Below are 19,600 nucleotides of genomic sequence, written 5' to 3'. Positions count from 1 at the left end.
GCACCCGGCCGGCCACCGCCGTCGTCGTCAACACCCACTCGAACCGTCATAAAAATAGTCAACCATCGAGCACCGACAGTTTTAGAAGAATCAGGCCCCCAAATATAACGGTCAGATAACGAAACATGAAATATGAGCGATAGAAGCAATGAGGACCGCGGCCTCTCCCCGCGGTCAAAAAGCGATCTCACAGGTTCGGGCCCCGCCGTCGACGAATGGGCTTACGGAAAACGACCAGCCTAAAGGTGGTTTCATAGTTCACCGCCCTCCGGCCGGCCGAAGGGCGGGCTATTTTGTCCGTTGCTCGGCAGGTGGTGTAGATCAGCCGAACAGTCCCACGGCACACGCGACCGGTACCACCAGATGCCGGAAGCTGGCTGCGTCCAGTGTCAGTGCCATCGCCGAGCTTCCTCGTGGGGCAGGCAGGCCCCCACGGCCGGCGCGAACGGATGCTCCTGTTGTGCCTACATCCGCTACGTAGGTTGCTGATCACGTTCGGCCGGATGAGCAATCGGCCGGTTGACGACTCTTTGTTCGGCCGATGATGGCTCAGCCCTTGATCGACCGATGAGGTTTGGGTTGTCTTCGGCGCTTTAAAGACGAGATGTCCGCCGATGGCGCCTTTGCACTATATTTTCGACATTATGTCCGGAAAGATAGAGGTATGTATCCCCCAGGAACCGGAAGACTTATCGAGGTTCGCTGAAACACAAAACGACAATAAACACCCTCAAATGCGATGAGCCAATAAACAAGGAAGTGGTAGACCAGATGAGTGCCGGTGGATTTTCAGTCTTGGCATTTTTCTTCATTGCCGCGGGCGTCTTGGCGCTGTCCGTGGGTGGAACGGATGAAGTGTTTTCCCTCGTCTCCGCAGGAGCCTCCATCATCGCGGCAAGTGCATGCGCTTGGAGAGCGTTGGCGTTGACGAAGAGTCGATAATCATTAGCTCAGGGAGAGCGGGTAAAGGCTGGTCTTAGCTCCTGTATTTATGCGAAGGGAACCCATCGCATAAACCAAGCTTCCTCCACCGTCACTTCGGTTGCGGTGAAGCCGAAGTGCCTTGGTCGCCTTGGGTGTCCGGGCCATCGTGCCGCCGACGCTTCATCAAAAGCATGGGCTACGCCCCATCCCCGGTGTACCGGTCACCGTTCTGCTTGAGCCTCTTTTCGTCCCACCTGTTCAGGACACGCAGCATCACCACAGCCGCCAGACCGGCTGCGGCCCCACCAACAATCCCGGTCGGGAAGTCCTCTCCCCAGATGGCTTCTCCAATAAGGGTGACCAGCCAGGACATGCCGACAACGGCCACCAGGAGCACTGAAGCGTAGGCTCGTTTCTATATCCCCATTCTGGGTGGCGAGTGATGATTGGTTCCGACGTTGTGACCCCCGACCACGGTCAACAACACATAGACTCACGCCAGATATGCAGTAAACGAATCCGGCAGTGGAAAGCGTGTTACAAACCATCGCCGACGCCGCGTACGCATCAGGATTCACGTAGCATGACCGTGTGCTGTCCATCCCTCCATAGCGGGTATCTCTGTCGTGGCGGGATCGGGAAGGCTACGGCGGGATGGACCGTTCTCAGGGTTGGGAGAAAACAAGTATGTTCGCGCTTCTCCTGATGGGCGCGTTGGGGCTTGCGGTCATAGCCGCGGCAGCGGGAGTGCTCATTAAAACCAGCACCTCCCCTGCTGCCGTTGTCAGCGAAGTATTTGGTCTTCGGACAAAATCGACGAAACACTGCGACCAGTGTTGGCGTGTTGGCCATCGTGCCGCCGCGCCGGCGTTACGATTCACGGCGCTCGTGTCGACCGCTTTGGTGATCCTCTTGATCATTCTCGCCCTGTTGCTGCAACCGGGCAGCGCCGTCGTTGCAGTAGTGAGTGTAGCCGGAGCTTACGCCATTTCCATCGGGCTCATGCTCATGGCCGCCCGAAACGCAAACGCTGCAACACGATGGGTGCATGGCACTGAAGATTAGCAGAACCGGCGTGAAACGCCGGGGCACGGAATGCCACCAGGAAGGGCACAGATTATATGAAGCTCAGTAAGATCCCGCGCGGGCCCAAGCCGCCGCCGTCGTACACCTCCGGCACTCTGCAGTCGATTGAGCCTGACAGCCGGCTGGAGGCAATAGAGTATGCGGACGACGACGGCGGGGAACTGGACCTGACAGACGTCACCTTCACCGAATGCCGGCTGACGCATGTCAGTCTGCACGAGGCAGATCTGACGGGGGCCACTTTCGCCGAATCCGCGCTCTCACAGTTGAACGCGCCGGTCTTTTCAGCCCCGCGCAGCAGCTGGTGGAACACCGCCGTCGACAATCCCCGGATTGGATCCGGCGAGCTGTACGACTCAGTGCTCCGCTCCGTCACGTTCACCGGCGGGAAACTGGACTTCCTCAACTTCCGCTACGCCAAGCTGACCGACGTGCTCTTCTCCGGCTGCATTATCGACGAGTTGGACGTCTCCCACGCCCAGTTGACGCGGGTGGCGTTCGAGGACTGCAGGATCGGAACCCTTCAGGCACCCGGCGCCTCCATGAGCAACGTCGACCTGCGGGCCAATGAACTGGACCGGATCGTCAGCCTGGCCGGGATCAAGGGTGCCTGCATCGACGAATACCAGCTGCAGCTGCTGGCACCGGCCATGGCAGCCGAGATCGGCATCTCCGTGAAGTAAATCCGGCCCCAAAAACCATTGCCCCGCAGGCGTTGCGGTGGTCGAATGAGATACATGTCACCCACCGAACAAACGGTCCTGGCGATCGGGACCAAAAAAGGCCTGTGGCTTGCCACCAGCGAGGACCGCACCAACTGGACACTGTCTCGGCCGCAGTTCCTGATGCAGGAAGTGCCAAGTGTGGGCATCGATACCCGCGACGGGCGCACCCGGATCATGGTTGGAGTCCGCTCGGAGCACTGGGGCCCGACCGTGGCGCATTCGGATGACCTCGGCACCAGCTGGACCGAGCCGGAGAACGGGGCCATCCGCTTCCCCGAGGACACCGGCGCCGCCCTGGAACGGATCTGGCAGATCCAGCCGGACAGCCGGGACCGGCCGGGGGTTGTCTGGGCCGGATGCGAGCCGATTTCGGTATGGAAATCGACCGACGGCGGGGAGCGCTTTGAGCTCAACCGCGGCCTCTGGGACCACCCGCACCGGAGCGAATGGGGTGCCGGATACGGCGGTCCGGCGGCTCACTCGATCCTTCCCAGTCCGGCTGACGACACCGTCCACATCGCAATGAGTACCGGCGGCGTCTACCGGACGACCGATGGCGGCAGCTCCTGGGAAGCCCGTAATCATGGCATTTCGGCATACTTCATGCCGGACCCGACGCCGGAATTCGGCCAGTGCGTGCATAAGATCGCACGGGATTCGAAGGATGCGAAGCGCTTGTACGCACAAAACCACCACGGGGTCTACCGGTCCGACGACGGCGCGGACAGCTGGGTCTCCATCGCCGACGGGCTGCCGGCCGACTTCGGGTTCGTGATGATGGCCCATCCCTCGCGCAGCGGAACGGCATGGGTGATCCCGATGAAGGCCGACGCCGAGCGTATTCCGCCCGACGGGCGGCTTGCTGTGCACCGCACCGACGACGGCGGCAGCACCTGGACACGGTCGGACGCCGGGCTGCCAAAGGCCGAATACAACACGGTCTTGCGCGATGCCGCCGCCGTCGATTCCTCCGATCCGGCCGGGGTGTACTTCGGCACCCGCGGCGGGACGGTATACGCCAGTGCTGACGAGGGCGGCAGCTTCGCGGAAGTGGTCTCCCATCTGCCGGATGTACTGTGCGTCCGCGCTGCAAAGGTGGGGTCGGCATGACGGACAGAGCGATGTCGGCCGCATCATCGCCGGGCGACGTGGCAGGAACAGGATCCGAGACAGGGACAGGACAGAGCGTTTCGGTCGTGCTCCCGCCGGTGCTTGCCGCGTTGGCGGGAGACCGGAAACTGCTGCGACTGCCGGTGCCGGACATGACGACGGTGGCAGCGGTGCTGGACTTGCTGGGACGGGACAACCCGGTGCTGGATCGGCGGATCCGGGATGAAACCCGGGCGGTGCGTCGCCATGTCAATCTGTTCGTCGAAGGCGAGGATGTCCGCGATCTGGACGGCGTTTCGACCGAAATCCGTCCGGGCCAGGAGCTGTTCATCATCCAGTCCGTGGCGGGAGGTTGATCCGGTCAGGAACCGGATGGAGCAGGAACCGGATGGAGCAGGAACCGGGCCGGTCAGGAACCGGATGGAGCAGGAACCGGGCCGGTCAGGAACCGGGTCGAGCAAGAGCCTGAGCCGGGGTTCCGGGCCGGGATATTCCGGGCCGGGGGCGGAGTATCCATAAACTGGGGAGATGGCGATCTTCCTCGATCCTCCGCTGTGGCCGGCCCACGGTCGGATGTTCGCGCACCTGATTTCAGATACCTCGCTGGAGGAATTGCACGATTTCGCCCGCCGGGCGGGACTCAACGGCAGGGCGTTCGACCGGGACCATTACGACGTGCCCGACCAGCGGTGCGATGAGTTGGTCCGGCTCGGTGCCCGCCGGGTCGACGGCGGCACGCTGGTGAGGATCCTGATGGCCAGCGGGCTGCGGGTCAGGGCGAAGGAGCGCAGCGGCGCATTGCTCAGGCCGCTGAGGCAGCGTTGGCTCGAGGTGCTGGCCGGCCACGCCGGCCTCGGCGAGGAGCTGCTCCGACGTTGGGGTGAGGACCATCGCCGGTACCACGATCGTGCCCACTTGTTGAGCGTGCTCGAGTCACTTGACACATTGGACAAGCACCAGCCGGACCGGACGCCTGGTCGACTGTCGCGTGCTGTCCGGCTGGCGGCGTGGTTCCACGACGCGGTGTACCTGGGCCAGCCGGGCGAGGACGAGGAGGCATCCGCGGCTTTGGCGGAATCCAGGCTGACTGCCGCGGGCCTGCCGGACCAGGAGGTTGCCGAAGTGGTACGGCTGGTGCGGCTGACCGGCGGCCATGCCCCGGCGCCCGGGGATGCTCCCGGCGCGATGCTGTGTGATGCGGACCTGTCCGTGCTGGCCCGTCCGGGGCCGGCCTACCGCCGTTATGTCGAGGCCGTCCGTGAAGAATACGGGCACGTCGGCGACGCTGACTTCACCCGGGGCCGGGCCGCGGTCGTGCGCCAATTGTTCAACCTGGACCCGCTGTTCAACACGGCGGCTGGCCGTGACCTGTGGCAGGACGCGGCCCGGGAGAACCTGCACGCGGAGCTGGCGAGGCTGGAGCAGGAGGTGTCAGGGACCCCATAGCCCGTCCGGGTTGTTTGCGCGGTGCCGGTGCCGCCGCTCGAGGTCCGCGACGTCACGGAGGAAGGACGCGGCCAGCAGCCCCAGAGCCGTGCCAACAACGGGACCGCCCGCTCTGACGGGCACCGGGGGAGCCAATGCCACCAACAGCGCGAATGCCTGTGCCGCTCCGATCGCCCGGCGCAGCCGGCTGGGACGCAATCGGGCGCCGAGTGCTGGCCGGACCCAGGCGGCGGCGACGAAGGCGTAGCGCATCAGCCCGACGCCGAGCGTCCACCAGCCGATTTTCGCCCCGGCGGCGCAGCAGAGCACGAGCAGCAGCGCGGCATCGATGTCCATGTCCATCCGGGCGCCCTCGGGCGTGACGTGGCCGGTGACCCGGGCGACCCGACCATCGACGCCGTCGAGCAGAAACCCGATGGTGCCGATGGTGACCAGCGGCGATCCGGGGGACTGGCCGGCGGTCAGCACCGGGACGGTCAGTGTGGCGCAGTACCCGGCCAGCACGGCGCGGCCCAGCGTAATCCGGTCCGCCGTCGTCGTGATTCGCTGCCGGCGGCGCAGGATGGAGACCACTCCGATGGCGGTGATCCCTGCCCCGGCGGCAACGGCAAGCACCCGGGTGGCCGGTCCCGCGGTGGCGGCGGCGGCCAGGCAACTGCCACCGGCAAGGCTGGCGGCCGCAGCGACTACAGCCTCGACGTCGGCCCGGCCCGCGGCGCCGGTTTCCCTGTGACTGCCCACGTGGATATCGTACTGACTATGGTTGCGAATACCTCGCCGGGGACGGCCCGCGCCTTTTGGACGGTAGGACCCGGCCAGGGGGAATTACGCACTGTGGAACTTCCCGCGCCTGGCGCGGGCGAGGCTCTGGTGCGCACGTTGCACACCGGAATCAGCCGCGGAACCGAGATGCTGGTCTACCAGGACCATGTGCCCGAATCCGTCCACGAGCTGATGCGCTGCCCGTTCCAGGAGGGCGAGCTGCCGGCGCCGGTGAAGTATGGCTACCTGGCGGTCGGGGTGGTTGAACAGGGGCCCGACGAGCTGCTGGGGCGGGCGGTTTTCTGCCTGCATCCCCACCAGGACCGGTTTGTCGCCCCGGTCGACGCGCTGATTCCCGTGGAGGACGGCGTGCCGGCGCGGCGCGCCGTCCTCACCGGAATGGTGGAGACCGCCGTCAACGCGATGTGGGAAGCGGGGCCGCGGATGGGGGATCGCGTCGCGGTGATCGGCGCCGGCATGGTCGGATTGCTGGTGGCGGCTTTGCTGAAGCGGTTTCCGCTGGGGCGGCTGGAGTTGATCGATATCGACCCGGGCAAGGCCGCCACTGCCGCCGCGATGGGCCTCGGTTTTGCCGCCCCGGCTGAAGCGGCGGGCGACTGCGACATCGTCATCCACTGTTCCGCCTCCCAGGACGGGCTGGCCACCGGGTTGGATCTGCTGGGCGATGACGGCGAACTGGTCGAGATGTCCTGGTACGGCGACCGGAGGGTCCAGGTCCCCCTCGGCGGCGCCTTCCACGCGCGCCGGCTGAGCATCCGGGCCAGCCAGGTGGGCACGGTGGCCGCAGCCCGCAGGGCCCGGCGCACCAACCGCGACAGGCTGGTCCTCGCCATGGAGTTGCTGCAGGATCCGGTGTTCGATGTGCTGCTGACCGGCAGCAGCAGTTTCGAGCAGTTGCCGGACGTGATGAGCCGGCTGGCCACTGGCGAACTGGCCTCACTCTGCCATGTGATCGACTATTGAGCCGTGGCGTTCAGCGGCAAGCTATCTGCCTGCCACCCGGGATGTGCCGCAACCCGCGAGCTTTCAACCAACAGAGACGAGGAGAACGAATGTATTCCGTAGGCGTATCCGACCACATGATGGTGGCACACAGTCTGCCGCGGGAGTCGTTTGGTCCGGCGCAGAATATGCACGGTGCGACATATGTCGTGGACGTGAGCTTCCAGCGCCGCGAACTCGACGCGGACAACGTCGTGATCGACATCGGACGGGCCACCCAGGAGCTTTCGGCCACGCTGGACACTCTCCGGTACCGGAACCTCGACGAGCACCCGGACTTTGCCGGACAACTGACCACCACGGAGTTCCTGGCCCGGTACATCGCGGACCGGTTGGCGGCCACCGGGGTGGTTGACGGCCTCGCGGGCATGGAAGTCACGCTGCGTGAGACTCCCAACGCATGGGCGTCCTACCGAGTGGATTTTGAAGCCACCCGCTGACCGCGCCGCCGGATCCCTGACTCTGATGGTGCCGGCGGGTTTCGACACCGTCGTCACGGGCGGCAACATCTATGATCGGCGGCTTTTGACCGCGCTGCGGGACGCCGGGGCCGACGTCGGCGTGGTGGCAGTTGCCGGCACCTGGCCCTGGCCGGATCAGTCGGCCGAGCAACAATTGGCCCAGTCCCTGCAAGGGGTCGCGGGCCCCATCCTCGTCGACGGGCTGGTGGCGGCCGGCTGTCCCCGCGTGATCGAAGACGCGGTCCGGGCCGGGGCCGACGTCCGGGTGCTGGTCCACATGCCCCTGGCCCTGGACCCGGCCTTGGATGCGGACACGGCTGCCCGGCTGGACACGCTGGAGCGGCGCACCCTGCACGCGGCCCGCGGCGTCATCTGCACCAGCAGCTGGGCAGCCGACGAACTCCGCCGTCGGCATCACATCGAGGCAGCCATTGCCGAGCCGGGCACTGTCCCGGCCGCTGCCGCCGTCGGCTCCGTTCCGCCGCGTATCGTCCAGGTCGGGGCCATCAGCGACTTGAAGAACCAACTCGCCACCGTCACCGCCCTGACCCGGCTCACCGGCTTTGACTGGACGGCCCGGCTGATCGGTCCGGTGGGGGACAGCAGCTACGCCGCCACCGTCGAAGAGGCCATCCGCGACGCCGGGCTGGAAGAACGCATTCGCCTCACCGGGCAGCTCGATGGGCCGGAACTGGAGCACCAGTGGGACACGGCGGATATTTCAGTGCTGCCGTCGAAGACCGAAACGTACGGCATGGTGGTCGCCGAGTCGCTGGCTCATGCCGTGCCGGCCGTGGTGTCGGCGGGGACGGGAGCGGTGCACACCCTCGGGCGGGACAGCGCAGGGAAGCGCCCGGGATTCGTCGTTGCCGTCGTTGACACCGATGCGCCAGGACAGCTGGCAGCAGTACTGGCCGATTGGCTGCAGGATGCCGACATTCGTCGGAGGGTCAAAGCCGCAGCCGCCGGGCGCCGGGCTATGCTGACAAGATGGGAGAGCACAGCAGCGGCGGTGTTAAGGACACTTCGGTAGGCGGCTTGCCCGTGCGGCCGGAACGGCCGGCCGACGCCGGGTGGCTGGCATTGCGGATGGCCGCCGACGACGAGGCGCGCTCGGCGACGCTCGAACCACTGATCAATCCACTCGTCGAATGGCTCCAGGCCGCGCATCCGGCCGGAACGGTCAATGTCGTCGACCTGGGAGCCGGCACCGGCTCCAATGCCCACTGGCTGGCGCCACGGCTGCCGTTCGCCCAGCACTGGACTCTGGTTGACCACGACGCCCACTTGCTCTCCCGCGCGGATCCTCCCGCCAGTTTCACCGGCCGGACCGGGAAGCTGGAGGACATCGGCCGCATCCTGGCCGAGGCGGCGGCAGACCGCCACTATCCAACGGCGTTGCTCACCTGCTCGGCCCTGCTCGACGTGCTCAACGCCGCCGAAATCGAGGCCGCGTGTGCCGCGGCGGCGAAGTCGTCCTGTGCGGTGCTCTTCAGCCTGTCCGTGACTGGCAACGTCTCGTTGTCTCCCAAGGATCCGATGGATGCGGCATTGGCGGCCGCCTTCGACGAACATCAGCGCCGGGATGGCCGACTGGGGCCGGATGCGCCGGCCACGGCCGAAGCGGCTCTGCGGCGCCAGGGAATGAAAGTGCGGACGGCGGCGACGAATTGGGAGCTTGATGCAACGAGCGCGCCCTTGTTCCGCACCTGGCTGGAGGAATGGGTCGAGGCGGCAGTCGAACAGGATGCAGGTTTGGCGGATCGTTCCCGGCAATGGGTGCGGCAGCGTTTGGAGCAATTGGAAAGCGGGGAACTGAGCGCCACGGTCGGGCATCTGGATATCCTGGCCCTGCCGGGATAGCCTGCGGTGCTGACACGCCGACCGCGTTCTGGCACACTTCACCTATGGCGGAGAACAAGATGGTGCCCACCGGCGAATCGGTGGAGGAATTCCTGGCGTCGGTGGAACATCCGGTGCGGCGGCAGGACGGGGAGACGCTGCTGGCGATGATGCAGGAGGTCACCGGCCAGACACCCGTGATGTGGGGGCAATCGATTGTCGGCTTTGGCTCCTACCATTACAAATATGCCAGCGGCCACGCAGGCGACGCTGCCGCCGTCGGCTTTTCACCGCGCAAGGCAAGCCTGTCCGTCTATGGCCTGACCTATGCGCCGGAATCCGAGGCCTTGCTTGAGAGGCTGGGCAAATATAAGAAGAGCGTCGCCTGCGTCTACATCAACAAGCTGGCCGACGTCGACATGGAGGTGCTGGCCGAACTCATCGGGCAGGGATACCGGTACATGACGACGGCGGACCATCAGTCATTGCAGAGCCGCACGTAGCCGGCCGACCAGCAGTCATGGGCCGGCCAGCATCCAGGCAACCTCACGGCTCTGTTGCAGGCCGAACGGTGATGACCTCGCATTCGATGAGGGCCCCGGACTGTTCGATCCGGGTGTCCGCTGTCAGCAGTGCCGTTCCATGCCGTTCAGCGGCGGCGACGTAAACCGCGTCGGCGTAGCGTAGTGAGCCGTGTGCGAGGTCCCACGCTCGGCGGACGTCCGACCACGAAGTTGCCTCGATAGCGATCTCGAGCGCCTCAGCCCCTTGGAGAGCCGCGCCAAGGTCCGCCGGCTGAAATGGATGATTCGGCCGATTCGCTGCGGCACCGAGACCGGACATGACCTCGCACGCGAAGTGCCCCGGCGCGAAGAGTTGGTCGGTAGCCGGAACAGCCGCCAGCGCCGCACGCGCGGCCTCACCTCGCGAACCGGGATCAGCGACGACGTCGATAACCAGCGATGCGTCGACTATCAATTCGCGGGCCGGGCACTCAGCTGATCGGCGCGCTCGTGATGTGCGCGATTGACCGCCTCGAGCACCGCATCCCGCTCGGTATCAGGCACTTTGGCTTGTCCCTGCAGCCGCTCCGAGATGTGGGCGATCGCGGCTTGCCGCCGCAGGTGCACCGCTTGGGCATGTACGGTATCGCGCATAAAGCTCTGCAACGACGTGCCTCGCTCCGCTGCCGCTGCGCGGATCTGCTCAAGGTCATCGGGGGGTACATCCCGGATAAGTACATTTGCCATATATTCATGATATCTGGTGCGATAGCATAAGTGCAAGCATGCGACCATGCCAAAGTGAGTGCGCTGCAGGCCGCCCGGGCCGACTCATAGGATGGGCTGGTGCCCACACCCTCCTCCGCCCGGAACCGGAAACCGGCCTCCACGGCGCGGCAGATCCTGCGCCTGGCCATACCCGCCTTCGGGGCGCTGATCGCTGAACCGCTGTTCCTGTTGGCCGATTCGGCCATCGTTGGGCACTTGGGTGTTCCGGAGCTGGCCGGACTCGGGTTGGCATCGACCTTGCTGCAAACCGCCGTCGGGCTGATGGTGTTCCTGGCGTACTCCACGACGGCGACCGTCGCCCGCTACATCGGGGCGGGCAGGATGAAGGACGCGCTGGCCGTGGGCCGCGATGGTCTCTGGTTGGCCGTCATCCTGGGCGTAGTACTGGCCACGGCAGGATGGATCCTGGCACCGCCGGTGGCGCGGCTGATGGGGGCCGACGGCGCGGTGCTGGACTTCGCGGTGGAGTATCTGCGGTTCTCCATGCCGGGGCTGGTTGCGATGCTGCTGGTGCTCGCCGCGACCGGAATTCTGCGTGGCCAGCAGGACACCCGGACCCCGCTGGTGGTGGCAACCGTTGGTTTCGGGGCCAACATCGTGCTGAACTTCGCGCTGGTGTACGGACTCAATATGTCCGTGGCGGGGGCAGCCCTGGGCACCAGTATCGCGCAATGGGGGATGGCCGCGGTCTACCTGCGGATCGTGGTGCGGGCGGCGCGGGAGCACCAGGTCTCCCTGGCCCCGGACTGGCCGGGTATCCGCGCTGTCTCGCGGGTGGGCAGTTGGTTGATGCTCCGCACCTTGAGCCTTCGTATCGCTTTCCTCGCTACTGTGTTCGTGGCCACATCGCAAGGGGCGGTGTCGCTGGCGGCCCACCAGCTGGTGATGACCATGTTCACCTTCCTGGCCTTCGCGCTGGATGCGCTAGCCATTGCGGCGCAGGCGTTGATCGGCAAGGAACTGGGAGCAGGGATTCCCGAGGCGGCGGCCGGGCAGGACGGGCGGAATCCGGCGCAGCGGACGGTCCACACGCTGACCCGGACCATGATCATCTGGGGGCTGGGCTTCGGGGCGGTTGCCGGAGCGATTGTCGCGGCCCTGGCCCCGTTCCTCGGACAGTTGTTCAGCCCGGATCCCCAAGTGCAGGCGGCCTTCGCCGCCGGGATGCTGGTGCTCGCCGTCGGACAGCCCATCGCCGGCTACGTGTTCGTGCTCGACGGCGTGCTCATCGGTGCAGGAGACGCCCGCTACCTGGCGCTGGCCGGCGTCGTGAATCTGCTCATCTACCTGCCCATGTTGTGGTGGGTCTACAGCGCATCGTTGACTGGCGGTGTGGGCATCGCGTGGCTCTGGGCGGCTTTTGGTATCGGTTATCTGGCCGCGCGTGCGCTCACCCTGGGGTGGCGGGTGCGCGATGACCGCTGGATGGTTGTCGGCGCCAGCCGGGACTAAACTCGAAGGGTGCGGCGGCCGGGCACCCGGTGAGGGCCGGAGTGAAGGAGAAAACTTACGTGAATATGGACGCGCGGACGTCGTCCGGCATGCAGGCCGAAGCGCTGTTGATCTGGTGGCCATTGCTGTTGCGCGCACTGGTCGCGGCCATCTTCGGCGCGTTCACCATCTTCTGGCAGGATCCCGGGCCGGCGGCGATGGCGGTGTCCACCGGCCTTTACCTGGTGGGAAGCGCCGCTGCCATCTACCTGCTCCGCAGTCGGCTCAGCGGCCCGGAGACACGGTCAAAGAGTGAAAAGTCGACCCAGTGGCTGCTGCGGGTTAACGGCGCCGCTTTGGCTGTGGGCGGGTTGCTCAGTGTGATGTTCCAGACACCTGGAATGTACGTACTGCTCGTTGCAACCACCCTGCTGGTCGGGGGCATCGTCGAAATTGTCCTCGGCTTCCGCCACCGGCACGGTTCGGGACTTGGGCGTGACTGGTTGATCACCGGAGCCGTCAACACCGGAGCCGCGCTGTTGTTGGTGCTGCTGCCGCTGTTCACCCCGCTTGCGCCGCATGCCTTGCTGGGGGTGGTCGGGGGGTCCGCCATCATCATCGCTGTGCTGTTGATATTGGCCGGGTTGGGGTACCGGCATGACGCCGCACCCGGAGCCGACACCGGAACCGGCACCGGGAACGGGCCGGAGGCGGTAAACTAGGAGGGTACTCCGGTGGCTTCAAACCGGCGGCACGACCGACTAATGGAGGAATCCCAGTGGCCAGCAAATCACCCGGGGCGCGCCGACCGCGGACCTCGGTGAAGGCCCCGCTCATGTTCTCGGCAGTGCTGGCCATCGTCGCCGGTGGTGCCGTCACCATCTTCGCCTCCGGCGGCTCGATGCCGAGAATAGACCTCGGCTTGATCGCAGCCGGTATAGTCTTCATCGCCTCGCTCGTGGTTGCCGCCATGCTGATGATGAGCGACAAACCCAACGACGAGTCCCTGGGGGCCGGCTCTGGTATTAACCTCCGTTCAGCCAAGATTCCCGGAGGAGCGCAGAACGCAAACCTGCCGCGGGGCGAAAGCACGCCGTCGGAGAGCCGCTATGGCACGCATGAAGAGGTGGAGCCGCCGGAACCGGGCAGTTCGGCCGAGGGAAGCCTGCGCCGCGAAGCGCCACGTGACGGCAACAATGAGGAGCAACGCTAGGCGCTCTTTCCCGCTTTCCTCGCCCGGTAGGCGGCAACATGGGCCCGGTTGGCGCAATTGCCGGTGTCGCAATACCGCTTGGAGCGGTTCCGTGACAGGTCGACGACGACGGCATGGCAGTCTTCCGCAGCGCAGATCCGCAGCCGGTTGAGTTCTTTGGCGCGGATGACATCCACCATGGCCATCGCGGCCTCCACCTCCATCCGGGTCTGCAGTGGATCGGCCGGACGAGTGGCATGCAGGTGCCAGTCCCAATGGTCGTGCTTGACCAGCTGGGGCACCGCATCGGCGTCGGCCAGCAGCTGGTTCACAATCTGGACCGCTTCTGATTCGGAGACGGTCCAGAGTTTGCGCAGGTCCGGGCGCAGCGCGCGGACAGCCTGCAGTTCGACGTCGTCGTGGGTGCGGCTGCCGGTGTATTCCTGGCGCCGGACAAACTCGTCAAGATCGGCCCGCGTCGTCAACTGATCCTCATCGTTGACCAGCGTGTTGACCAGCGTGTTGACCAGCGCCGCAATGGATTGCAGCGTGTCTTCCGTGTCATTAGCAAAAAGCAAGTTGACTCCTGAACCTCTCCACCCTTAGTGTCATTAGCGTAATTGCGGTTTGCCCCTGACATCAAATACGGGCGGCACTGGAGGGAGGCGAACATGAAGGATTTTACGGCGCGGATCACCGGCTCGGGCTTGCTCATCGCACTGATATCCGCCATGACGTTCGGCGTATCCGGCTCGTTTGCCAAGGCCCTGCTTGACGTCGGCTGGTCGCCCGGCGCCGCCGTGGGTGTCCGGCTGGGCGGGGCGGCCGTGGCGCTGATTGTGCCCATCGTGATGTCACTGCGTGGCCGCTGGTCGCTGCTGCGCCGCGGCTGGCCGGGCATCGTTGCCTACGGTCTGGTGCCTATTGCGGCCTGCCAGCTGTTCTACTTCAACGCCGTCCAGCACTTGTCCGTCGGCGTCGCCCTGCTGCTGGAGTACCTTGCCCCGGTGATGATTGTCGGCTGGTTGTGGCTGCGCACCCGCACTGCGCCGCGCCCGCTGACGGCGCTTGGAGCCATCGTGGCGATAGGCGGGCTGGTGCTGGTGCTCGACCTGCTTGGCGGTTCCGTCCATCTCAGCCCGGCAGGTGTGATGTGGGGGCTGCTGGCGGCGGTCTGCTTGGCCGCATTCTTCCTGATGTCCGCACACTCCGAGGACGCATTGCCGCCTTTGGTGCTGGTCGGGGGCGGACTCGTTGTCGGTTCCGTTGCCATCTTCGCGGCCGGATGGGCGGGAATCTACCCGATGAAGTTCACCGCCTCGCCGGTGGTGCTTGCCGGTGCGGAGGTTTCGCCGCTGGTGCCGGTGCTTGGACTGGTGCTGGTCTGTGCGATTGCTTCTTACCTGACCGGCCTGCTCGCCGTGCGGCGGCTGGGCTCACAACTGGCGTCCTTCGTCGCGCTGACCGAAGTGCTGTTCGCCGTGCTGGCCGCGTGGTTGATGCTGGGCGAGCTACCGGGAATGATCCAATTGGCAGGCGGCACGTTGATTGTCTCAGGTGTGGTGCTGGTCCGTTACGATGAACTGCGCCGGATCCGCAAGTTCACCTCGCGCACTGCCGATGTCAACGACGGTTCCGAAGCCCGGGCGGCCGCGACACAGCGCTGATCGGCAGGTCCCGGGTGGCTGGTCCTTGAGCTACAGATCCACGAGTTCGGCTGCCGCGGACTCCAGCGCGCCGGGCACCAGTGAGTAGTAGGCCCAGGTGCCGCGGCGCCGGCGGGTCAGGAAGCCGGCGTCGACCAGGATCTTCAGATGGTGTGAGACAGTGGGCTGGCCTAGTTCCAGCGGTTCGGTCAGGTTGCAGACGCAGGTCTCGGCGCTGTCGCCGGCCTTGATGATGGACAGCAGCTGCAGCCGTTTGGGGTCAGCGAACGCCTTGAGGATGCGGGCCTTGCGCTGCGCCTCTTGTTCGTCGATGACCGGTCCCGCGCCCGGAGTGCAGCAGGTGTCTGCGGCAGGCGCGGCGTTGTCGAGGGTCTCCATTCCTCCATTATGCACTTGATTGACAAACATCGATACAGCGCCGATTATGTTCCTTGTATCGACATCCATCAATGCACGAGCAGAGGAGCCCTGTGAGTATCCACACCGGTGAAGCCGAGACTGAAGCGGCCGTCGCTGGCAAGCTGTCCACGCTGGACCGTTTCCTGCCGGTATGGATTATCGCCGCGATGGCAATCGGTCTGGCGTTGGGGCGTCTGGTGCCGGGGGTCGGTTCCGCGCTCGACGCCGTGAAAGTCGCCAATGTCTCGCTACCGATTGCCGTCGGGCTGCTGGTGATGATGTTTCCCGTGCTGGCCAAGGTCCGCTACAACGAGACCGGCGGGGTGATCGGGGACCGCAAGCTCATGGTGGTGTCGCTGGTGCTCAACTGGCTGGCCGCCCCGGCATTCATGTTCGTGTTGGCCTGGGTCTTCCTTCCGGACCTGCCCGAATACCGCACCGGTTTGATCATCGTCGGCCTGGCCCGGTGTATCGCCATGGTACTGATCTGGAACGATCTGGCCTGCGGCGATCGGGAGGCCGCCGCCGTGCTGGTGGCGATCAACTCCATTTTCCAGGTGCTGGCCTTCGGTGCACTGGGCTGGTTCTACCTGCAGGTGCTGCCCTCCTGGCTGGGCCTGCCCACCACCAGCGCCGAATTCTCCTTCTGGGCGATCACCGTCAGTGTGCTGGTGTTCCTGGGGATTCCGCTGGTGGCCGGTTTCCTGACCCGGACCTTTGGTGAGCGGGCCAAGGGCCGGACCTGGTACGAGGAGAGGTTCCTGCCGAAGATCGGCCCGCTGGCGCTGTACGGACTGCTGTTCACCATCGTGCTGCTGTTCGCCCTGCAAGGGGACGAAATCACTTCGAACCCCATTGACGTGGCCCGGATCGCCGTGCCGCTGCTGATCTACTTCGCCGTCGTCTTCGCTGCCGGAATGCTGATCGGCAGGCTACTGCACATGGGGTACGAACGGACCACCACGCTTGCCTTCACCGCCGCCGGCAACAACTTTGAACTGGCCATTGCCGTGGCGATTGGCACCTACGGGGTGACCTCCGGGCAGGCCCTGGCCGGCGTCGTCGGGCCGCTGATTGAAGTTCCCGTACTCGTGGCCCTGGTGTATGTGGCGCTGTGGGCACGCAAGCGCTTCTTTGCCGGACCGCCGTCCCGACCGCAGACCCGCGAAACCCTGACCGGCAACGGGAAGTGATCAGGGCGGTCAGCTAACCGTAACGCGCTTCGCGTCCGACTTGCCGAACCGGCGCAGTCGCAGGCTGTTGGTCACCACCAGCACTGAGCTGAACGCCATCGCGGCACCGGCGATCATCGGGTTGAGCAGCCCAAAGGCCGCGATCGGGATCCCGATCGCGTTGTAGAAGAACGCCCAGAACAGGTTGGTTTTGATCGTTTTCAGCGTCCGGCGCGACAGCTCAATCGATTCGGCGACCTTGCCCAGGTCGTTGCCCATCACGGTCAGGTCGGCCGCCTCGATCGCGACATCCGTTCCGTTGCCCATCGCAATGCCCAGGTCCGCCTGGGCCAGTGCGGGAGCATCATTGACGCCGTCGCCGGCCATGGCAACGGTCCGGCCTTCGCCCTGCAGCTGCTTGACGGCGTCCACCTTGCCTTCGGGGAGCACATCAGCCATCACGTCGCCGGCGGGAATGCCGACGGCGGACGCCACCTGGGCTGCCACCGCGGCGTTGTCGCCGGTCAACAGGATCGGCCGCAGCCCCAATTCCTTCAGCCGGGCGACGGCGGAAGCGGATCCGTCCTTGACGGTGTCCTTCAGGTTCAGAATGCCGGCGATGCCGCCGTCGACGGCCACCCAAATAGCTGTTGCCCCCGACCGCTGCTGCTGACGGAAAGCCTCCAGCTCGTCTGCGGAGGGTTCAATGCCGTTTTCGGCCAGCCAGCCGGCGCGGCCCACGACCACCTGCGAGGGGGCAGGTCCATCGGTGCCGTCAACGTCCGCGGTGGGGCCGTGCACGAGGCCGCGCACCCCGCCGCCGGAGGCGCTAAGGAAATCCGTCACCACGTGGAGCGCTCCGGACTTGCCCTTGGCGTCCCGTGCCGCCGCTGCGATGGCCTCGGCGATGGGGTGCTCGCTGCCATCCTCCACCGCCCCGGCCAGCTGCAGCACCTCGCCGGCGGAGCGGCCACCGAGTGGAATCACCTCGGTGACCGAGAGCTCGCCGGAGGTCACGGTTCCGGTCTTGTCCAGCACAATGGTGCCGACCGAGCGGGTGTCTTCCAGGACCTGCGGGCCCTTGATCAGGATCCCGCGCTGCGCGCCCCGGCCCGTACCGGTCAGCAGCGCCGTCGGGGTGGCCAGGCCCAGCGCGCAGGGACAGGCGATCACCAGCACGGCCACGGCGGCGGTAAAGGCGGACTGGACCTCACCGGATTCCAGCGCAGGGAGTCCGGCCAGCAGCCATGCCGCAAATGTCAGGACGGCGACGCCCAGCACAATGGGAACAAAGACAGCGCTGATCCGGTCGGCCAGCCGGGCGATCGGTGCCTTTCCGCTTTGTGCCTGGCTGACCAGATGCGCCATTTGTGCCAGGGTGGTGTCGCTTCCCACCCGGCTGGCCCGGACCAGCAGCCTTCCGTTGGTGTTGATAGTCGCGCCGGTGACGGTGTCGCCCGGTTCGACGTCGACGGGCAGTGATTCTCCCGTGATCAGGGAGGTATCGATGGCGCTGTGACCTTCGGTCACCACCCCGTCAGTGGCGATCTTGCCGCCCGGGCGGACGACAAAAACATCGCCGGCCACCAGCTGATCCACCGGCAGCTGGACTTCGGCGCCGTCGCGGATGACATCCGCATCCTTGGCGCCCAGATTGAGCAGTGCCTTGAGGGCCTCGCCGCTGCGGTGCTTGGCATTGGCTTCCAGGAAGCGTCCCAACAGCAGGAAGGTGGTGACGACGGCGGCGACTTCGAAGTAGATCGCATGGGCGGTCATCGACGTGCCGGGCTGTGCCGTGGCTGCCGGGTTGGTGATCAGCGTGTAGGCCGAGAAGAGGAACGCGGCAGTCACCCCAATGGAGACGAGGGTATCCATGGTGGAGGACAAGTGCCGGGCGTTGACCGCGGCCGCGCGGTGGAACGGCCAGGCGGCCCAGGTGACCACCGGCAGGGTCAGAATTGCCGCAACCCAGCCCCAATGCGGAAACTGTGCCGCCGGAATCATCGAAATGACAAAGACCGGAAGCGTCAAAATGGCGGCCGTGATGAGCCGGGGCCTCAGGGTCGACGCCGGCACCTCCTGTGCCCCGCCGTCGTCGTCCGGTTCCGACTGATGCAGCGCAGCAGCATATCCAGCGGCGTCGACGACGTCGATTAACTGCTGGTCACTGACATCGCCCGTGACCGTGACCCTGGCAGATTCCAAAGGCAGGTTCACTGTGGCTTGAACGCCGTCGAGCTTGCCGAGCTTACGCTCCACCCGGCCCACGCAGGAGGCGCAGGTCATGCCCTCAATATCCAGCTCGACCACCCGGCCGGCTGCGGAAAAATCAGGGGTGGCCGCGGCGCCTTCGCCGCGGCCCCGCCCCGCCCGTGTCTCTGTCGTCATCGCCTATGCCTCGTTGGAAACCACGACGTAGCCGGCTTCCGCCACGGCCTCGCTGATTTCGGTCTCCGACAGCGGCTGCTTGGAAGTGATGGTGGTGGGGGACAGGCCGGCCTTATTCAGCTCCACTGCAACGTTTTCGACGCCGTCGAGCTCCTGCAGCTCCTCCGTCACCGAGGCGACACAGTGGCCGCAGGTCATCCCGGAAATATTCACGACAGTGTTCATGCTTCAGCTCCTTAGCAGGCGGGAAATGGCGTCGGATGCTTCCTTGACCTTGGCGTCAACGGAATCGAATTCGCCGGTGGTTTGCGATTCAGTTGCGGCGCCGACCACGCAGTGGGCGATGTGCTCTTCGAGCAACCCGATGCTGACCGCATGCAGCGCCTTGTTGATGGCCGAGACCTGGGTCAGGATGTCGATACAGTACTTATCCTCGTCGACCATTCGGGCGATCCCGCGGACCTGACCCTCGATCCGCTTCAGCCGTCGCAGATAGGCTTCTTTGTCCGAGGTGTAGCCGTGATCGTCCTGTGCATCGCCGGTGAGCGGATTGATGGTGGATGTTTCCGCACCGGGGGTGGAGGGGGACTCTTGCGTTTGTTGTTCAGTGCTCATGATTCCTTCTTCCGCTCGTTCATGCTCAAAACTATACCCTAAGGGGGTATAAGTAAAGTACCCCT

General features: G+C 65.4%; 24 protein-coding genes. 15 read left to right on the top strand and 9 right to left on the bottom strand.

What is annotated here, in order from left to right; genetic code table 11:
* Positions 1–1,120: 1,120 nt before the first annotated feature.
* On the bottom strand, positions 1,121–1,312 hold the full coding sequence (locus tag H535_RS0113540; protein WP_155838688.1) for a hypothetical protein: 192 nt from the start codon (positions 1,310–1,312) through the stop codon (positions 1,121–1,123).
* A gap of 266 nt (positions 1,313–1,578) precedes the next feature.
* Here H535_RS0113540 and H535_RS25450 point away from each other — a divergent pair, with 266 nt between their 5' ends.
* The 5 genes from H535_RS25450 to H535_RS0113510 all read left to right on the top strand — a co-directional run bounded on the left by H535_RS25450 (position 1,579) and on the right by H535_RS0113510 (position 5,291).
* The gene (locus H535_RS25450; protein WP_155838687.1) at positions 1,579–1,989 is read left to right on the top strand and encodes a hypothetical protein; all 411 of its coding nucleotides are present in this window, start codon (positions 1,579–1,581) and stop codon (positions 1,987–1,989) included.
* Between the two features lie 56 nt (positions 1,990–2,045).
* The gene (locus H535_RS25445) at positions 2,046–2,693 is read left to right on the top strand and encodes a pentapeptide repeat-containing protein (protein WP_051299273.1); all 648 of its coding nucleotides are present in this window, start codon (positions 2,046–2,048) and stop codon (positions 2,691–2,693) included.
* Between the two features lie 54 nt (positions 2,694–2,747).
* Positions 2,748–3,845, top strand: coding sequence for a WD40/YVTN/BNR-like repeat-containing protein (locus H535_RS0113525; protein ID WP_169728270.1), 1,098 nt, complete (start codon positions 2,748–2,750; stop codon positions 3,843–3,845).
* A complete protein-coding gene (locus tag H535_RS0113520) occupies positions 3,842–4,201 on the top strand; it encodes a MoaD/ThiS family protein (RefSeq protein WP_245580311.1) in 360 nt (119 codons plus the stop codon). The genes H535_RS0113525 and H535_RS0113520 overlap by 4 nt, the downstream gene beginning before the upstream one ends.
* 172 nt (positions 4,202–4,373) lie before the next feature.
* On the top strand, positions 4,374–5,291 hold the full coding sequence (locus tag H535_RS0113510; RefSeq protein ID WP_026819968.1) for a DUF4031 domain-containing protein: 918 nt from the start codon (positions 4,374–4,376) through the stop codon (positions 5,289–5,291).
* Here the strand turns inward: H535_RS0113510 and H535_RS25440 are convergent.
* On the bottom strand, positions 5,277–6,032 hold the full coding sequence (locus H535_RS25440) for a CDP-alcohol phosphatidyltransferase family protein (RefSeq protein ID WP_051299269.1): 756 nt from the start codon (positions 6,030–6,032) through the stop codon (positions 5,277–5,279). The genes H535_RS0113510 and H535_RS25440 overlap by 15 nt on opposite strands.
* Before the next feature lie 18 nt (positions 6,033–6,050).
* On the opposite strand from H535_RS25440, the gene H535_RS0113500 reads away from it, so the two are divergent.
* The 5 genes from H535_RS0113500 to H535_RS0113480 all read left to right on the top strand — a co-directional run bounded on the left by H535_RS0113500 (position 6,051) and on the right by H535_RS0113480 (position 9,882).
* Positions 6,051–7,037, top strand: coding sequence for a zinc-dependent alcohol dehydrogenase (locus H535_RS0113500; protein ID WP_026819967.1), 987 nt, complete (start codon positions 6,051–6,053; stop codon positions 7,035–7,037).
* 89 nt (positions 7,038–7,126) lie between these two features.
* The gene (locus H535_RS0113495) at positions 7,127–7,516 is read left to right on the top strand and encodes a 6-pyruvoyl trahydropterin synthase family protein (protein WP_026819966.1); all 390 of its coding nucleotides are present in this window, start codon (positions 7,127–7,129) and stop codon (positions 7,514–7,516) included.
* Entirely contained in the window at positions 7,500–8,570 is a 1,071-nt protein-coding gene (locus tag H535_RS0113490) for a glycosyltransferase family 4 protein (RefSeq protein WP_081416685.1), read from the top strand. The genes H535_RS0113495 and H535_RS0113490 overlap by 17 nt, the downstream gene beginning before the upstream one ends.
* The gene (locus H535_RS0113485; RefSeq protein WP_211236590.1) at positions 8,528–9,400 is read left to right on the top strand and encodes a class I SAM-dependent methyltransferase; all 873 of its coding nucleotides are present in this window, start codon (positions 8,528–8,530) and stop codon (positions 9,398–9,400) included. The genes H535_RS0113490 and H535_RS0113485 overlap by 43 nt, the downstream gene beginning before the upstream one ends.
* A gap of 44 nt (positions 9,401–9,444) precedes the next feature.
* Positions 9,445–9,882: a DUF1801 domain-containing protein gene (locus H535_RS0113480; RefSeq protein ID WP_026819963.1), complete on the top strand. Its 438-nt coding sequence runs from the start codon at positions 9,445–9,447 to the stop codon at positions 9,880–9,882.
* 43 nt (positions 9,883–9,925) lie between these two features.
* Here the strand turns inward: H535_RS0113480 and H535_RS0113475 are convergent, their stop codons facing one another.
* Entirely contained in the window at positions 9,926–10,357 is a 432-nt protein-coding gene (locus H535_RS0113475; RefSeq protein ID WP_026819962.1) for a PIN domain-containing protein, read from the bottom strand.
* Positions 10,354–10,629, bottom strand: coding sequence for a hypothetical protein (locus tag H535_RS25435; protein ID WP_155838686.1), 276 nt, complete (start codon positions 10,627–10,629; stop codon positions 10,354–10,356). The genes H535_RS0113475 and H535_RS25435 overlap by 4 nt, the downstream gene beginning before the upstream one ends.
* 99 nt (positions 10,630–10,728) lie before the next feature.
* Here H535_RS25435 and H535_RS0113465 point away from each other — a divergent pair, with 99 nt between their 5' ends.
* Genes H535_RS0113465 through H535_RS29955 form a run of 3 tightly spaced genes read left to right on the top strand, consistent with a single transcriptional unit; the run spans position 10,729 to position 13,315 of the window.
* Positions 10,729–12,123, top strand: a complete 1,395-nt coding sequence (locus H535_RS0113465) for an MATE family efflux transporter (RefSeq protein WP_026819961.1) — start codon at positions 10,729–10,731, stop codon at positions 12,121–12,123.
* 59 nt (positions 12,124–12,182) lie between these two features.
* Entirely contained in the window at positions 12,183–12,824 is a 642-nt protein-coding gene (locus H535_RS0113460) for a class-II aminoacyl-tRNA synthetase family protein (protein ID WP_155838685.1), read from the top strand.
* Positions 12,825–12,880: 56 nt separating this feature from the next.
* The gene (locus H535_RS29955) at positions 12,881–13,315 is read left to right on the top strand and encodes a hypothetical protein (RefSeq protein ID WP_245580310.1); all 435 of its coding nucleotides are present in this window, start codon (positions 12,881–12,883) and stop codon (positions 13,313–13,315) included.
* Here H535_RS29955 and H535_RS0113450 read toward each other — a convergent pair.
* Positions 13,312–13,872: a CGNR zinc finger domain-containing protein gene (locus tag H535_RS0113450; protein ID WP_026819959.1), complete on the bottom strand. Its 561-nt coding sequence runs from the start codon at positions 13,870–13,872 to the stop codon at positions 13,312–13,314. The two genes, H535_RS29955 and H535_RS0113450, sit on opposite strands and share 4 nt — an antisense overlap.
* A 93-nt stretch (positions 13,873–13,965) precedes the next feature.
* Between H535_RS0113450 and H535_RS25425 the strand changes: the two genes are divergently transcribed.
* On the top strand, positions 13,966–14,961 hold the full coding sequence (locus H535_RS25425; protein ID WP_051299262.1) for an EamA family transporter: 996 nt from the start codon (positions 13,966–13,968) through the stop codon (positions 14,959–14,961).
* A 30-nt stretch (positions 14,962–14,991) separates the two neighbouring features.
* On the opposite strand, the gene H535_RS0113440 is transcribed toward H535_RS25425, so the two are convergent.
* The gene (locus H535_RS0113440; RefSeq protein ID WP_026819958.1) at positions 14,992–15,339 is read right to left on the bottom strand and encodes an ArsR/SmtB family transcription factor; all 348 of its coding nucleotides are present in this window, start codon (positions 15,337–15,339) and stop codon (positions 14,992–14,994) included.
* A 71-nt stretch (positions 15,340–15,410) separates the two neighbouring features.
* Here H535_RS0113440 and arsB point away from each other — a divergent pair, with 71 nt between their 5' ends.
* Positions 15,411–16,553 carry an ACR3 family arsenite efflux transporter gene (gene arsB, locus H535_RS25420; RefSeq protein ID WP_051299260.1) on the top strand — a complete coding sequence of 381 codons (1,143 nt, stop codon included), beginning with the start codon at positions 15,411–15,413 and terminating at the stop codon, positions 16,551–16,553.
* A gap of 9 nt (positions 16,554–16,562) precedes the next feature.
* On the opposite strand, the gene H535_RS25415 is transcribed toward arsB, so the two are convergent.
* The 3 genes from H535_RS25415 to H535_RS0113420 are packed head-to-tail and all read right to left on the bottom strand — an operon-like array spanning position 16,563 to position 19,535.
* Positions 16,563–18,920: a heavy metal translocating P-type ATPase gene (locus H535_RS25415; RefSeq protein ID WP_081416684.1), complete on the bottom strand. Its 2,358-nt coding sequence runs from the start codon at positions 18,918–18,920 to the stop codon at positions 16,563–16,565.
* Positions 18,921–18,923: 3 nt separating this feature from the next.
* Positions 18,924–19,145: a heavy-metal-associated domain-containing protein gene (locus H535_RS0113425; protein ID WP_026819957.1), complete on the bottom strand. Its 222-nt coding sequence runs from the start codon at positions 19,143–19,145 to the stop codon at positions 18,924–18,926.
* A 3-nt stretch (positions 19,146–19,148) separates the two neighbouring features.
* Positions 19,149–19,535, bottom strand: coding sequence for a metal-sensitive transcriptional regulator (locus H535_RS0113420; RefSeq protein WP_081416683.1), 387 nt, complete (start codon positions 19,533–19,535; stop codon positions 19,149–19,151).
* Positions 19,536–19,600: the final 65 nt, after the last annotated feature.

The organism is Arthrobacter castelli DSM 16402 (assembly GCF_000430705.1).
Classification (GTDB): Bacteria; Actinomycetota; Actinomycetes; order Actinomycetales; family Micrococcaceae; genus Arthrobacter_C; species Arthrobacter_C castelli.
The sequence above is the reverse complement of the archived record's forward strand: the minus strand, read 5'-3'. Positions and strand labels throughout refer to the sequence as shown.

Excerpts from the sequence above, each read along its gene's own strand:
- H535_RS0113525 (WP_169728270.1), top strand. The coding sequence starts at position 2,748 with ATGTCACCCACCGAACAAACGGTCCTGGCGATCGGGACCAAAAAAGGC.
- H535_RS0113420 (WP_081416683.1), bottom strand. The coding sequence starts at position 19,535 with ATGAGCACTGAACAACAAACGCAAGAGTCCCCCTCCACCCCCGGTGCG.
- H535_RS25415 (WP_081416684.1), bottom strand. The coding sequence starts at position 18,920 with ATGACGACAGAGACACGGGCGGGGCGGGGCCGCGGCGAAGGCGCCGCG.
- H535_RS25450 (WP_155838687.1), top strand. The coding sequence starts at position 1,579 with ATGGACCGTTCTCAGGGTTGGGAGAAAACAAGTATGTTCGCGCTTCTC.
- H535_RS25425 (WP_051299262.1), top strand. The coding sequence starts at position 13,966 with ATGAAGGATTTTACGGCGCGGATCACCGGCTCGGGCTTGCTCATCGCA.
- H535_RS0113510 (WP_026819968.1), top strand. The coding sequence starts at position 4,374 with ATGGCGATCTTCCTCGATCCTCCGCTGTGGCCGGCCCACGGTCGGATG.
- H535_RS0113485 (WP_211236590.1), top strand. The coding sequence starts at position 8,528 with ATGGGAGAGCACAGCAGCGGCGGTGTTAAGGACACTTCGGTAGGCGGC.
- H535_RS0113480 (WP_026819963.1), top strand. The coding sequence starts at position 9,445 with ATGGCGGAGAACAAGATGGTGCCCACCGGCGAATCGGTGGAGGAATTC.
- arsB (WP_051299260.1), top strand. The coding sequence starts at position 15,411 with ATGCACGAGCAGAGGAGCCCTGTGAGTATCCACACCGGTGAAGCCGAG.
- H535_RS0113520 (WP_245580311.1), top strand. The coding sequence starts at position 3,842 with ATGACGGACAGAGCGATGTCGGCCGCATCATCGCCGGGCGACGTGGCA.
- H535_RS0113495 (WP_026819966.1), top strand. The coding sequence starts at position 7,127 with ATGTATTCCGTAGGCGTATCCGACCACATGATGGTGGCACACAGTCTG.
- H535_RS0113440 (WP_026819958.1), bottom strand. The coding sequence starts at position 15,339 with ATGGAGACCCTCGACAACGCCGCGCCTGCCGCAGACACCTGCTGCACT.
- H535_RS25435 (WP_155838686.1), bottom strand. The coding sequence starts at position 10,629 with ATGGCAAATGTACTTATCCGGGATGTACCCCCCGATGACCTTGAGCAG.
- H535_RS0113425 (WP_026819957.1), bottom strand. The coding sequence starts at position 19,145 with ATGAACACTGTCGTGAATATTTCCGGGATGACCTGCGGCCACTGTGTC.
- H535_RS25445 (WP_051299273.1), top strand. The coding sequence starts at position 2,046 with ATGAAGCTCAGTAAGATCCCGCGCGGGCCCAAGCCGCCGCCGTCGTAC.
- H535_RS0113500 (WP_026819967.1), top strand. The coding sequence starts at position 6,051 with ATGGTTGCGAATACCTCGCCGGGGACGGCCCGCGCCTTTTGGACGGTA.